Source organism: Flavobacterium sp. FlaQc-28, assembly GCF_044007415.1.
GTDB lineage: Bacteria > Bacteroidota > Bacteroidia > Flavobacteriales > Flavobacteriaceae > Flavobacterium.
Map to the genome: position 1 here is coordinate 225,675 of NZ_JBIPCM010000003.1, position 14,509 is coordinate 240,183.

A 14,509-nucleotide genomic window follows, 5' to 3' on the forward strand; every position below is an offset into this window, starting at 1 on the left:
AATCAAAAAATACTCCGCTACTAATTCCCAACTCCGTCAAACGTCAGATCGTTATATACAAATTAGAAAAAACCTAGAATACAACTAATGAGGTACAAGACAGCAGACATTAAATTTGAAGAAATTACTCCCAGAGGGTTTGAAAATTTATGTTATGATTTATTGATTAAATTTAACTTCCATAATTTAATTTGGAGAGAAGGTGGAGCAGATAATGGACGAGACATTGAAGCAAATTACAACTTTATAAATCCTATAAAAAAGATCGAGACAAAATGGTTTTTTGAATGTAAACATTACAATTCAGGTGGCGTTCCTCCAAATGACATTAATTCCAAAATAACTTGGGCTGATGCAGAAAACCCAGATTATTTAGTTTTTGTACTAAGCTCTTACTTGACTAATGGCGCAAGAACTTGGCTTGAGAAAATCGAAAGTAAAAAAAAATATAAAATTATTATAATTGAAGGAGAAGAAATAAAAAATAGACTCGTACAATATCCGGAACTTATAGAAGCTTATTTTTCGCAAAACAGGTATGAAAAGCTTTTCGCAGACATAAAAGATTATAAGGTAAAATTTAATATTAAGCCAAGTATAGAATTTCTAAAAGAAATTATTAATAATATTGACTTAACTAAACTTGATATTGAAGATTTCGGATTCCTACTTATTAACTTTTATGAGCAATTTGATATGTTTATTAGTCGGAATAATCATTATGACGATTTCGAAGAAAGTAACATTTATAGATTATTAGTTTTTTTAAAGACTTTTATCAAAAGCGAAAAACTTTCAACCTTTGAAGAATATAAAAATGAATATGTTGAATTAGGTGGGACAGGAATTTTCGAAGAAATTTATTATGCTGATGATAATGAAATAAAACATTATAATTTTCAGTTTTATCATCTTCATTTAAATAATAGAAAGGACCAAAAATACTGGAAAGTTGCTTATTATTTATTTGTAATTTTTGAAGATGTTGCTTTTGAATTATTCAACGATGAAATTACTGAAATGCGAATTATAAAAGATTTCAATCCTGAAAAAATAAAAGACCTTTCAATTAAAAAATCCGAAAATATTGTAGAAGAATATAAAGAATATCTGCAAAAATTCGTTATACAAAAGCCGCTAATCAAAATTGGATTTTAGTACTAGTGATTTCTTGTTAAGAGTAACAATAAAAAGAGTACACTTAAAAAAATGCGATAAAAAGCAACTTAATATCCGCATTTTTTGCGGAGATTAATTACTATATTTACCGCATAAACAAAAAAATTAATGGCAATCTATATCCATCAGCTTAAAAAATGGCCAAATCTACAGTGGAATGAGCAAGAATTCATTTCGTTACTAAGCGAAGTAAGGAGCTTGCAAGGCAAGCTTATGGGTAAAGTTGAATTGTTAGGTTTCGAGTTAAAAGACGAAGCTAACTTAGAAACCTTAATTCAAGATGTAATACAGACTTCAGAAATAGAAGGAGAAATACTAAATCCTGAACTAGTTCGTTCCTCAATCGCTACAAGACTTGGTTTGGAATATTCCGGTCTAGAACATTCAGATAGACACGTCGATGGAATCGTAGAATTAATGCTTGACGCTACGCAAAACAACAATAAAACATTGACAGATGAGCGCTTGTTTGGTTGGCATGCTGCACTATTCCCAACGGGAAGAAGCGGTATGCATAAAATTGAAGTTGCCAATTGGCGTTCAGGAGACATGCAAGTAGTTTCCGGTGGCATAGGCCGTGAAGTAGTTCACTATGAAGCTCCAAAAGCAGAACAATTAGCGCCAGAAATGAAAAAATTTATAGATTGGTACAATAACGAACAAAATCTAGAATCATTGCTTAAAGCTGCTGTAGCTCACTTATGGTTTATAACTATACATCCGTTTGACGATGGAAATGGAAGAATAGCCAGGGCAATTACAGATATGCAGCTTTCGAAATCTGATGGTGTTAATCAAAGGTTTTACAGTATGTCTACTGAAATAAACAAACAAAAGAAAAGCTATTATACAATACTAGAGCGAACTCAAAAAGACGATTTAGACGTTACAGAATGGATCATCTGGTTTTTAGAATGCTTAAAAAATAGTATTCTTCACTCAAGTATAGTCGTTGACAAAGTGGTTAAAAAGCATCATTTTTGGGTTAAAAATACAAGCAAAATAAGTAATGAGCGTCAACAAATTATGCTTAATAAACTTATAGATAATTTTGAAGGTAACTTAAATACAAGCAAGTGGGCCAAAATGACTAAAACTTCTCCAGATACTGCTCTCAGGGATATAACAGATTTAGTAAATAAAGGCATATTAATTAAAGCAAATTCGGGGGGAAGAAGTACGCATTATATTTTGAAAGATAAATTTTAGATAAATTTAATAAAAAGATCGTTATAAAAGTTAAATTTAATACTTCTTCATTCTAAATATTTGAGTTATGGAAAGAAAAATGAGAAATATTCATCCCGGAGAAATCCTAAAGATGGAGCTTATTGAAGGGAGAAAACTTTCAATGCGTAAAATTGCGAAGTTGTTAGATACTTCACTTTTAAATGGTTCTAATATTTTAAATGGTCTCGAAGGAATTTCTCCAACTATAGCATTAGGACTTGAAAATGTTTTTGGAGGAAAAGCAGATTTCTTTTTACGTCTACAGGCTACTTATCATTTAGAAGAAGCAAAAAAATAGCTTAATAACAAGCAGACCTGATCACTGTGTCAAATTCACATTTGACCGTTTAGAACTAAATTTATTAGAACAAGAGGAACAAGAACTGAAAAAAGATCACTTAATTGAAGGTAGTGCTCTTTACATACAAGGGGGGGGATTAGAAGCAAAAAAAATTAATAAGCGAGGAAAAAAACTAAAAAAATCAACAAATGGAACTAAAAGATTTCATATCAGAAACGATTAAACAGATCACAGATGGTGTTCTAGAAGGAAGTTCATACATCAGAAAACAGAGTAATTCGTCGGAAGGTATTAGAGACCAGTACACCAAGATTGACTTTGACATTGCAATTACAACGAATGAAGAAAATAAAGACGATTTAGGAGGGAAAATTTCTGTAGTACAAGTTTTTAGTGCTGGGGCTTCTACATCAAAATCCGCTTCAACTTCAAGTCAAAATAGAATTAAATTTGAAGTACTCGCACACATAAAGACCAGTTAAATTATTATAAAAATATTGCTGGTGACAGCTACTACGACGATTTAAGCAATTGACTTGATGGAAAGGTGATTTTGTATTTCGGATAATTTAGCCAATCAAAAAAAACAAGGCTTAACTTAATTTCAAACCTGACTTAATATCAAAATATTGGCTAATATTTTCAACAACGACAACCATTCAATGAACTTAAAAGGGATATCATGATTTTTTTAGAAGTAAAACCAATAACTGAAATTGTAATTACTGCTTTATCTGCAGGATTAGTAGCTTTACTTGGTAACATTATTTTTTATGTCTACATAAAGTCATCACTTGAGAAAAACCTAGAAACATACAAAATCGCCTACTCTGGAATTTTCAAAGAAAAAATTGAAATTCATAAAGAATTATTGAAAAGGGTTTACAGTTTTAAAAGTAAACTGCAAAAATATGGAATCTATGGAGCTTATGATAATGATAATCAAATGATAATTGAATTATTTAAAGAATCTGATGATTTTATTAATTACTATAGAATTAATCAGCCTTTTTTAAAACCATCAATTTTAGAACTAATAGAGAAACTGAATAAAGAATATCAAGAATGCTTTGAGATTTTCCATGATTATATAATTTACAGAACACCAGGAGTAGATTCTAAATTGCTCGCAAGTTCAGCATTAAAAGCTGTTGAAGCTTCACATCGCCTTAGAAGCGCTGACTTTAAAGATATTGAAGATGAAATAATTAAAGCAATGCGAGAGGATTTAAAAAACACTTAAGAGAATTAGAAAACACAAAACCTACGCTAACAGCCCATATAATAAATTGTTCAATTATCATAACTGAAATATTTAAAATCTTCAAGAACATCATCTTGGTCGAAAAAATATTGCTAGTATTTGATCAACTTCACATTAACGTAAAACTTGACATGAAAGTAAAAAAGCTGTCTAAAAAGACAGCTTTTTTTGTGGAGGATCCAGGAATCGAACCTGATTTCCTATTTCCGTTACCATAAGATTTGCATTTAAATTCGAGTGTGTTAGACGAATCCTCCGACGATTCCAACAGGACCCAAAACCAAAGAGATATTCTCTCCAAACTGTGTAAGACAGTAAAAAACTGCTAAGTGTAAAATATTTATTTTCATAATTTCTCTAAATTTAAATTGACCATGTAAAATTACATGGGAAAGAGTTACAACACATACATCAATAAGATGCAAATTCTCAAAGAACTGACAAAACAAGCGACCCAGATTTTATATATGTTAATATTTTTAAAACCTTAACCAAGTACAAACTTACAAAAAAATTAACAACACATTTCTCTTATCACTTGTAAATTCAATAGAATCATTATTTTTCATCGTATTTTCGTACTGTCGAAATTAATAGTAGGTATAGCTAATTATTTTTAATATAATAAATTGTCTATAGCTTTATAAAATCACTACACCTCCTGTACACCTCTACCCTCAAAACCCCTGATAAATAAAGAGAAATTAGATATTGCATCGGGAAATAAATGACAATACAAGATTTAGTTGGTGATTATTCAATTTCGGGAAAGAATCAAGACGAAAACCATGAAATTACCTATAAAGGTGTTTTGAGTTTATCATTAGATAAAAACAATAGAATTAAAGCGAAATGGCTTATTAATAATTCACAAGAACAAAAAGGTTCTGGTTTCTTTAAGGACAATATTCTGGTTATCAATTTCAACTACAAAGGTGAAGACAACAAAACTTACAAAGGAGTTGCTGTCTATCGATGCCTAACCAAAGATGTTCTGGATGGATTTTGGTCTGAAAAACACGGAAATCCACTCTATTTAGGAGCTGAACATTGTTTGAGGATAAAAAGCAGTGAAAAGCTAAACTAGTTCAAAGAATAAGAAATTATCGTTTTACGACCGCGGTTTAGCCAAGTTTCTGTCGTACATAACAATAGTTCCCGCCACCGCAACATTTAAACTTTTTACTGATTTGAATTTTACCAAATGGTGGCATTTTTCCATTACTTTTTTGGATAAACCGTGATCTTCTGCGCCCAATAAATAAACACAACGTCTTGGGTGTTCATAGGTTTCTAAATCAGAAGCTCTTTCGTTTAGTTCAACACCTACTAATCGCGCTCCTTTAGGCAGATTTTCAAGAAATGCTTCAAAAGTATCGTAATGAAAGTATGGAATCGCTTTTACGGCATCGTGAGTATCACAGGCTTGTTTGGCATATCGATTCCCTATGGTAAATATAAAAGTTGCACCCAAGTTTTGAGCTGATCGCCACAAGACACCTAAATTTTCGGGTGTTTTACCATTTTGTATTCCTATTCCAAAGTACTCGTTTGTAAAATTATCATTCATAGTGGCAAAAATACAAACTGTTTAAGTATAAATCAATTTTTTATTGAGATACAACAAATAGTATAAAAGGCGCTAATTTCTAATGAAACTAGCACCTTTTTACAATCTACTTAAAAAAATCATTTATTATTTTACTTCTCCTTTTTCGGGTTGCAAGTATCATTTTAATACTCTTGCTGTTTAAATCCTAAAAAAGGTGACGCAAAAGAGGTCTTTATAGTGTGCTCTTTTTTGGCGGAAAAAAGAAATGCGAAGGTTTATTTAAAAAATATCTAAAGATAGCTCGTGCTACTTGCCTAAGTTCTAAAAGAGGAATATTTCGAGAACGAAAAGCAAGTCCAAGTGATAAACTGAAACTTACCATAAAATTGACTAAACCAATAAGCCCGATACCTAAAATAGACCAAAAAAATATTTCTTGCGTAAGATAAAAGTCGGCGCCATATAATGCCATTGCAAAATTTCCACTTGCGAAAGTTATATGTCTGATATCAATATTTAGCCCAAAGAATATTCCAATGAAAACGGTACTTCCCATAAAAACACCAAACCAAAAATTAGAAACAATTCCTGCCCATTTGTTTTCATATAATGATGCCAGCTTCTTTGTCCATTTTTTACCTAAACTCAACTTTAGTAAAGGATGCTCTTGAATACGATAATAGATATGATTATGCTTATCGCGATTGGCAATACTACCGGCAATAATTCCAGATAGGAATAAAAATACACCTGCTATAGCTGCATGAAATATTGCTGCTGAATAAATAGGATTTAAATCGTAAATTAAAGTCGGCCATTTTTCCTTGGCAATATTATAATGAAATATTTGATCGATAGCCCAGATTCCGAGCAATGAAACTGGAAAGGCTATAATCACATTCCCTACAAAAGCTATGAACTGTGAACGAAACACTCGTGCAAAAAAAATGGCAAACTCTTTATACTTATAGTTTTTTTTGTCTTGTGTTTTTTGCTTGAATCCTTCTTGCAAGGCTCTAACTAATGCTGAAGCAGTCATTGCCGGCTGCTTTGTCGCAAGTGTAAATCCGAGAATATATATAATGATGAATCCAATCGAATAATTCATACTATATAAAAAGATATGACCAAATCCACTGGTTTCAACCTTTCCTAACAAGAGTTTGATAATACATAAAATTCCAACTATAAAACCACCTCCAGCTGCCGAAAAGAACATTTTGTAATATTCCTTACGATCGTTGGTGATATAATGTTCGCCTGTATCAGCCGTATGCTGGGTTATTTCATAAGATAAAAGCTGAGTACTTTCATTGACCAATTTTCGAATATTGTTTTTGTCACAATTGTATTTAATGAGTTTATACGACAGCGAAATTGTATTTCTTGTAGCCTCTTCTCCATTACCTTGTATCAAAATTGGTAAAAGCGATTTCAAACGCTCAAGCTGCTGACGGATTCTTAAAAGACTTTGATTTACATGTAATGAAATTCCAAATTTATTACTGTTTTTAAATGCAGTTTCAATATAATCAACGCATTGCTTGTGCAAAATAATTAACTGTTTGTAGCCTAAATCATCCTCATTTATTGATTTTTCAGAAGATTCGATTAGTCTTTCATTCATCAGCAATAATTCTCGTTGAAAAGCTATAAAGGGACTTTCGAGATTTTCATATTCAGGAACCATCCGTATTACATCGGTTTCCATTGCTGATCCGCAAATACGGTAGGTAATCACCTCCATTGCAAAAATAAGCTCATTAAATGATGCATTATCTTCTTTCAATTGATAAATAGAACGAAATTGCAACAATGAAAATAATTCGAATATTTGTTTTTTAGGTACTTTTTTAATCCATATTGGGTCTGTATTGACAAAGAATATCTGATTTAGAATAAATTGTAAGGTATCTTTTTCCGGCTGTTCCGGAATTAATTTAGCAAAAATCCTTTTTCGTACTTCGAAAAAGAAATTGGCATCTTGAAGAATACCTGCATCTGAAAGGATTTTATTAAACTTCTTTTTTTCTAGATGTGCATTAATGCAAATCATCAATCCATTGCGGTAATTTTGATTTTCGCGAAGCAGCTTAATTAACTCTGACAAGTCAACTACAACAGCTGTTTTTGGGTTTTTCGGCCGAATTAAATTTACTAGTTTTACAAGCAGTTCTACATTTTCGCTATAAGATTCTGCTGGTAAATCGTTATTAAAGTTTTTTTCAAAATAGTCTTTTAATGTTGTTTTTCTTTTTCTCCTCAATTTCATTCCAATCAAATTTTATTACAGCAAATTCTCTTATATAGTATATAGAAAGAAAGCTTGTTTAGTATTGCAATATACTGTTTAAGAATTATAGTCTTTTTAAATTTTATCTTAAAGTATTTTTCACGACATTCTATTTAGCCATAAAATCTACGTTTTCATGTGTTTAAATAGAAAAAAAACGTCCGAACGAAACGTACAGACGAAGTAATTACAATTAACTAATTATTTTAGAATAAAAGCTAGAATATTTATACATAAAACACTATTAATAAACACTATAGATATTAAAGATTTACAATATGTTATCTTGTTAAGGATTATAAAGCATGGCTGTACACAAACAATTTTTTCGCTCTTTACTCATTAAGATAGAACAATTAACACAAGACTTACAATTCTGCCAAAAAGCATCATCAGTAGTTAGTTCAGAATAAATAACGGGTTCAAAACCCAGTTCGTGATTCATTTTCATTACTGCAAGTCCTGTTGTAAGACTAAATATTTTAGCTTCAGGATATTTTTGACGGCTGAGCGAGAAAATTTTTTGTTTGATTTTTTTTGCCAAACCCGTATGCCTAAATTGCGGCGCTACGATCAATCCAGAATTAGAGACATACTCCCCATTATTCCAATCAGAAATAAACGAAAAACCAGCCCAGGTTCCATCTGATGCAAAAGCAATCACAGCTTCACCTTTTTTCATTTTTTCTTCCAGTAATTCTGGAGAACGCCCTGAGATTCCTGTTCCCCGAGCTAAAGCTGATGACAGCGTAGTATTGCAAATTTCATTTAACCAAAACACATGGTTCACATTAGCAATTTCTATAGTAAAATTTGGTGATTCTTCTGCCCCTTGATTATGGATTGATAAAATCGCTGGTTCAGAAAATAAAAAGTCTTTGCCTAAAAAGTCCAAAACAGGTTGTCTGGTTTTCATATCTTGTTTAGCTTTTTGATTTAATTAATAATGCTGCTACAAAAAAATATTTCCAAAACATATACCAATTCTGGCATTACGCCTCTTTTGAACGTGTTACAAGCTGTCTGTGTTTAGGTTATACCAAAATTAAGATCTTCCTAAACGAATGATTGTCCTATCAAAATGATACGATTATATCATTTTGATATTGCAGTAAACAAAAAATGATGAGAATTTTAATCTCATCATTTTTTCATTTTTAAGTCGAAAGCAAATTTTTATAATACTTTTCTACATCTTTCCAATGATAATAAGGCGCTTTGTCTGTTTGAATAGTTGGAACCAATATTTCTTTTTCATGCAAAAGAAATTTTACAAGAATATCATCTGATTTTCGTTTTCTGAAAAATACAATTTGTATGTTCCCTGCCATAGGCGCAATTTTAAAACTGCTCCAAGCTTCATAAAACTTATTCGAATCTGAAATGCTATTGTAACTTCCGTCTAAATGAAGCAGCATTGCTAACGGAATTATATTGCCATCATGTGCAAAACGCAGTGTTGCGCCTTTTCCTTTTGATGCAATAATCTTGTTGGCATTTTCAAGGATATTTTTCAGGGTAGGTTTTTGATTTTCAAACATAATCCCATTATTAAGAGCTGCGTTTGCATCATTTACATATATACGATAATTACTGGTCTGCCATAAATCAAACAGTTCTTGTTTTTCGAACAAATCATAAAATGACAACTTTGTTTCGGTATTTTGCATTCCTCCCGCGATCGCAAATAACTTATTCATAAGATCATTTGAATTCACTTTCTTAAGGATATAAGCATTGTTAGAAAATAGAGATTTTATTAAACGATCTGGCTGGGTATGAGCAGCCTCAAATTTTAGAAAATCTTCTTTCCAAGTATCTTTAGCACTTCTAAAAGCAATCGCTTCTTTTGTATGATAATTCAAATATTGCTGCCATTTTACACCAGCATTTCGAGTAATCTCTAAGTTTGGATTAAATTCTTTTATTCGTTCGCAAAAAGCATCCATGCTTAGTGCAACTCGCAATACCGATGTGGCACTTGCCTCTACTTGAGCCTCTTTTGCAAACACTTTAGGATAATTTGCATACATACGTTCCGCGATACCTCTTTGTTCTCTTTGCCCTAACGGGGAAAGATCACCTCCTCTAAATTCAACTTCAGTCCAAAGCTGCTGTAAGCGCTTCAAAGCATCTTTACCTAAATCAGTTAAAGATCCATTTTTATCAGCATCTTCAAATAAATTGATGACATCTTTATAATCATTATCACTTATTAAATAACGAGAGCCGTGACGCCCAAAATGACTAATATAAAATGCTTCATACCCCTTTGGAACAGGTCTAAGAGGTACAATATCTTTTTCTGGATAAGCATAATATACCCCTGCAGTTTTTTCGGGAGTATCAAATAATTCCTGCTGGGTTGTTTGAGCTAAAACAAAAGATAGATTAATCAGCGTAAATAATAATGATAAAGTAGTTTTTCTCATTTTGATTTCGTTTTTGAAAAGTAAATATATTCCAAATACTAGAAATCAGATGCAGTAAACTATATCATTAAATTATCATTAACAATTTTACAGCAATGGGATCTTAAAATTAAGTACTTTTAGTATTTCGCAATCGCATCCAAACGTAAGTAAGAGCCAGAAAAACCATTGCAGCACTGGCGTACATAAGCATCGGAATTTTTGCAATTACATCTTGATACATCCATCCAGCTACAAGAGCGCCAAGACCAATTCCTGCCTCAAGTGCAATGTACATTGTTGCCATTGCTTTTCCTCGATGATCTGGAAAACTCATATCAACCGTCCAAGCATTAAGAGCTGGTGATACAATTCCTGTCGAGATTCCATAGATTGCTGCGCCTATTAAAAGTCCGCTGATTGATGTTGAAAACCCGACAATTACTAGTGATATAATTAAAAAGAAAAGTCCAATACCTATTAAATGCAAACGACCATATTTATCAGATGCTTTTCCTGCTCCAAAACGAATCATTACCGAAGTAATTGTAAAGACCATAAAAAACAAACCTTTATTGGTTATTCCTAGATACTGGCTCCAATCAGGAATTAATGTCAATATTACTCCGTAAGCCATATAAGAAAGAAAAGTAACTATAGCTGCCGGCAGTACTTCTACAGCAATAATGTCTTTTCTCGAAATTCTAAGGATACGCAGACTAAAACGTTGTTTGTGTTTCAACGTTTCTTTCATATTCATTAAAATCACAATAGACAAAAGTGCAAAAACAGAAGAGGCATAGAAGAGCATATTCATAGAGGAATATATTTTAATCGTACTCCCAATCGCCGGCCCCAAAGCCATTCCGATAGAAAAACAGAGTCCGTGTAAACCCAAAGCTTCTCCCCAACGTTCTCTTGGAACAATATCCGCAACATAAGCTGCAGTTGCTGTAGGTTTAAATCCTGTCGAAAATCCATGAATTAATCGTAAAAACAAAAAACCAGAAACAGTTCCTAAAACGGGATACAGAATGCCACAGACAAAACATACGATTGAGCCTACTGCCATAACAGGAACTCTACCTAAAGTATCGGTCAATCGACCGCTGAATGGTCTTGAAATTCCAGCCGTTAATGTAAAAAACGCCACAATTAAACCTTTGTATTCTGCTCCGCCCATTTTACTCAGATATTCAGGGAGTTCAGGAATCAGCATATTGAAACTAGCTGAAAAGAGTAATGAACTTAAACAAACTAATCCAAACTGAAGATTATATATGGGATGAACGGCTTTAACAGGGGAATTCATGAAGTATTTTTAAAAATGCAAAGATAGAGAAAACTCACGCTGGAAGCTAATGGATAATTCTTAATTAAAAAGAAAGACCACTTATGGAAACGAAAATAATCCTAATATTTTCATAATTTGTCCGTTTCTATAAGGGTTAGAAAAGTTCAAAATCCCTATATTTACTTTTTTGGCGATAAAACCAAATGGCACGAATACAAATTCCTGCTGGTTTATGTCCATTAATTTTAAGCATTCAAGATGACAGAATATAACATAGCAGCAGGATCATTAGCTTTTGAAAATAATCCTGTGTCAAATGATAAAATAGTAAAAGCTGATTTATTACCTAATCTAAAATCCAGATTAGATTCGATGGAAATGAAGGAAACTCCTCTTTCTGATTCTGACATTCCGTATAGAGATTTAACAAATGCAGCGAGTAAAAAAGAAAGTATTGCGCGGCTGATAGACAAATTGGATGTTGAAAAAAACATTAGATATCAAAGAACTGTAGAAGACACCTATTGTAATGTCTATTCTTATGATTATTGCTGGTTCTCTAGAGTTTATCTCCCAACAGTTTGGTGGACTAATGAAGCTCTAGAAAAAATATTAAATGGACAAGAGGTCGAAGCTGTTTTTGAAGAAACGGTTGATCGCATTTACTCTAGCGCTATACACGATTGGTTTTTACAATGGGGTTCTGCTTTTGGCTGGGAAAGGATGTTTAGTCCTGATGAAATTCAAAACAAGGTAAATACTAATGGCGGCATTGGAATAATTTGCGCCAAAAGAAGAGAAAAAGGTCTTTCTGGACATATTGTTCCTGTTGTCCCTGAAACTGATTTACACAAAGCTTATCGAGTAAATGGTGTAGTTATTTATCCGCTGCAATCGCAAGCTGGAAAGCTGAATTACAACTACTTTTCGGAAATTAGAAAAGATTGGTGGAATGACGAATTGTACTCTTCTTATGTTTTTTATTATCACGAGTAAAAAGCTTTTGAGTTTTATTTTAAAACCCTAAAAAAACATATTCATTTCCATTGCACTAACAGCTTGGAAATAATCTAATTATTCACTACTTTTGCAGCTTAGAAAAAAACAAGTATTGCAAAAGTTCCGTCTACGCTATACTCCAGCTTAAATTATTGATATAAAAGCGATTAATAACGATAATTATTTTATAACCCAATTGTAAAATTTTATTTTTTTATTCCTCTTTCAGTCGATATAAATGCACAATTTCTAAACGATAATTTCCTATATTTTTAAAAGTAAACGAAAAACTTTTATAATGGAGGCAACAATAATGCTTAATCCGTTACAAGGTTTCTTGTCCCTAATTTTAACAGAATTAGATTCGTGTTTATCAGTAAAAAATATCAATCTAAAAAAGTTTTATCAACCATAAAAAAGAAAAAAAGTATAAATGAAAGACAATCAGACAAAAAAATATTATTGGGGAATTGGATTAGAGAATGAAACCTATTTGCAATTTGCAGATCCCTTGATAGTCTCTGGTGAATTTATACAAGAAAAAATTGGTTTTGAGAAATACAGTATTGATTATAGAAAATGTTACAAACCAGAAAGCCTTGCTCCTGTTTTAAAAAAAGCTTTTAACTTGAATGAAAGTTATACCGTAAGCAGAATGATGAATAGTCATTCTTTGGAAAAACTCGATATAAACTATCAGCACAAAACATTATCGCCAGTAAAGCCATTACCTACTGCCGAAAACGGCGAAGTAAGCGCACAACCTATAGAAAATCCTGATTATCTTGGAAAATCTATTATGGAACTTTTCCTGGAAGATCAGCCTTATAATATTCAGAGTATGATTACTCAAAGAAACAAAACGATGGGATCTGTTCATTTTGATGGTGATTCTATCGAATTTGTAACTAAATATTTTGAAAACAGAACGGTAGTTGATTCGTGCAAAGAACTAAAAGCGACCAAAAAGCTTTTTATTGATAAAATAAACGAATCGCGCATATTGAACGGAAAATTAGATTTTCCAGACTACAACAATGGTCTTAATATGTTTATGACAAATCAGGAAAATTTGGTTTTATTTAATAACGGAACGTATCATTTTCATATTACTTTACCATCATTAACTGAAGACAGTAGAATTGTAGATTATAATGATTTTGAAAAAACACATTCTAACGCCATTTATCTATTGCAATGGTTTGAGCCATTTTTTATAGCTACTCTTGGAAGTCCCGATATTATGGGAGTAATAAGTGACACTTACAGCATGGACAAAAAATTTACTTTGGGTTCTATGCGCAACGCTATGTCTCGCTACATAGGCGTAGGCACTTACAATAAAGCAATGCCAAAAGGAAAAATTCTAACTTATAAAGTTGATGATTTTAGAAAATTACTGAAGTTTACAAAAGAAGAAAACATTTGGTGGCGTGATCAAGTTGAAGCCGAAATGGAATACGAGATGCTCTCGGAAATTGGTCTTGATTTTAATCAGGAAAAAATGTACCAAAGCGGTTTTGAATTCAGAAGTTTTGATGAGTTTCCGGCACAATACTTAAATGATGTTCTTTTCTCGATTATTTTAATTTGTGAACATTCGTTGAACTTACCTGATGTACAATGGGCGCATGACAGTAGGGCGTGGAATAATCTCGTTTTTAAAACTTTAAAAATGGGCTATTCAACTGAAATCAATGAAGAAGAAAAGAATGAAGTTTTAAATTTACTACAGCTTTTAAATTCTTCAGATGAAAACTATAATACATTAAAAATTGAATTTGAAACCATTGTAATGCTGGATGAATTCTTCTTTAAAATTCTAGAAGTTTTGCATCATAAATACAAAGAAAATAATATTTGTTTGGATGCTATGTACGGACAAAAAACAAACTTTCCTCCTAAGTGGGATAATTTTAATAAATACCAAACAGAGAGGCATTTAAAGCAGATAGGCTCCTTTTGCGAAAATTAAAATTCTATATA

14 protein-coding genes are annotated in these 14,509 nt (G+C 32.0%); 8 read left to right on the plus strand and 6 right to left on the minus strand.

The genetic code is table 11. The features are described 5' to 3' along the window. Positions 1-87: 87 nt before the first annotated feature. From ACHRVL_RS10565 to ACHRVL_RS10590, 6 genes are all read left to right on the plus strand, one after another. Positions 88-1,158, plus strand: coding sequence for a restriction endonuclease (locus tag ACHRVL_RS10565; RefSeq protein WP_395412528.1), 1,071 nt, complete (start codon positions 88-90; stop codon positions 1,156-1,158). 129 nt (positions 1,159-1,287) lie between these two features. Continuing rightward, positions 1,288-2,388, plus strand: coding sequence for a Fic family protein (locus ACHRVL_RS10570; RefSeq protein WP_395412530.1), 1,101 nt, complete (start codon positions 1,288-1,290; stop codon positions 2,386-2,388). A 67-nt stretch (positions 2,389-2,455) separates the two neighbouring features. Next, positions 2,456-2,707 (plus strand): HigA family addiction module antitoxin, encoded by a 252-nt coding sequence (locus ACHRVL_RS10575; RefSeq protein WP_395412533.1) that lies wholly within the window; start codon positions 2,456-2,458, stop codon positions 2,705-2,707. A gap of 191 nt (positions 2,708-2,898) precedes the next feature. Continuing rightward, positions 2,899-3,192: a hypothetical protein gene (locus tag ACHRVL_RS10580; RefSeq protein ID WP_395412535.1), complete on the plus strand. Its 294-nt coding sequence runs from the start codon at positions 2,899-2,901 to the stop codon at positions 3,190-3,192. Between the two features lie 200 nt (positions 3,193-3,392). Beyond that, positions 3,393-3,953 carry a hypothetical protein gene (locus ACHRVL_RS10585; RefSeq protein ID WP_395412537.1) on the plus strand — a complete coding sequence of 187 codons (561 nt, stop codon included), beginning with the start codon at positions 3,393-3,395 and terminating at the stop codon, positions 3,951-3,953. Between the two features lie 748 nt (positions 3,954-4,701). Beyond that, on the plus strand, positions 4,702-5,061 hold the full coding sequence (locus tag ACHRVL_RS10590; protein WP_395412538.1) for a hypothetical protein: 360 nt from the start codon (positions 4,702-4,704) through the stop codon (positions 5,059-5,061). 24 nt (positions 5,062-5,085) lie between these two features. Here the strand turns inward: ACHRVL_RS10590 and ACHRVL_RS10595 are convergent, their stop codons facing one another. The 6 genes from ACHRVL_RS10595 to ACHRVL_RS10620 form a co-directional block, all read right to left on the minus strand. After that, entirely contained in the window at positions 5,086-5,544 is a 459-nt protein-coding gene (locus ACHRVL_RS10595) for an RNA methyltransferase (protein WP_089055047.1), read from the minus strand. A 214-nt stretch (positions 5,545-5,758) separates the two neighbouring features. Beyond that, positions 5,759-7,798, minus strand: a complete 2,040-nt coding sequence (locus ACHRVL_RS10600) for a site-specific recombinase (protein WP_395412541.1) — start codon at positions 7,796-7,798, stop codon at positions 5,759-5,761. A gap of 310 nt (positions 7,799-8,108) precedes the next feature. After that, positions 8,109-8,618 (minus strand): GNAT family N-acetyltransferase, encoded by a 510-nt coding sequence (locus ACHRVL_RS10605; RefSeq protein ID WP_395413015.1) that lies wholly within the window; start codon positions 8,616-8,618, stop codon positions 8,109-8,111. 358 nt (positions 8,619-8,976) lie between these two features. Beyond that, a complete protein-coding gene (locus ACHRVL_RS10610) occupies positions 8,977-10,251 on the minus strand; it encodes a histidine-type phosphatase (RefSeq protein ID WP_395412543.1) in 1,275 nt (424 codons plus the stop codon). Positions 10,252-10,360: 109 nt separating this feature from the next. After that, the gene (locus ACHRVL_RS10615; RefSeq protein WP_395412545.1) at positions 10,361-11,542 is read right to left on the minus strand and encodes an MFS transporter; all 1,182 of its coding nucleotides are present in this window, start codon (positions 11,540-11,542) and stop codon (positions 10,361-10,363) included. Positions 11,543-11,623: 81 nt separating this feature from the next. Next, on the minus strand, positions 11,624-11,764 hold the full coding sequence (locus tag ACHRVL_RS10620) for a hypothetical protein (RefSeq protein WP_395412548.1): 141 nt from the start codon (positions 11,762-11,764) through the stop codon (positions 11,624-11,626). Between the two features lie 18 nt (positions 11,765-11,782). On the opposite strand from ACHRVL_RS10620, the gene ACHRVL_RS10625 reads away from it, so the two are divergent. Both ACHRVL_RS10625 and ACHRVL_RS10630 read left to right on the plus strand, forming a co-directional pair. Next, on the plus strand, positions 11,783-12,520 hold the full coding sequence (locus tag ACHRVL_RS10625; protein ID WP_395412550.1) for a hypothetical protein: 738 nt from the start codon (positions 11,783-11,785) through the stop codon (positions 12,518-12,520). A gap of 436 nt (positions 12,521-12,956) precedes the next feature. Further along, positions 12,957-14,498: a hypothetical protein gene (locus tag ACHRVL_RS10630; RefSeq protein ID WP_395412552.1), complete on the plus strand. Its 1,542-nt coding sequence runs from the start codon at positions 12,957-12,959 to the stop codon at positions 14,496-14,498. Positions 14,499-14,509: the final 11 nt, after the last annotated feature.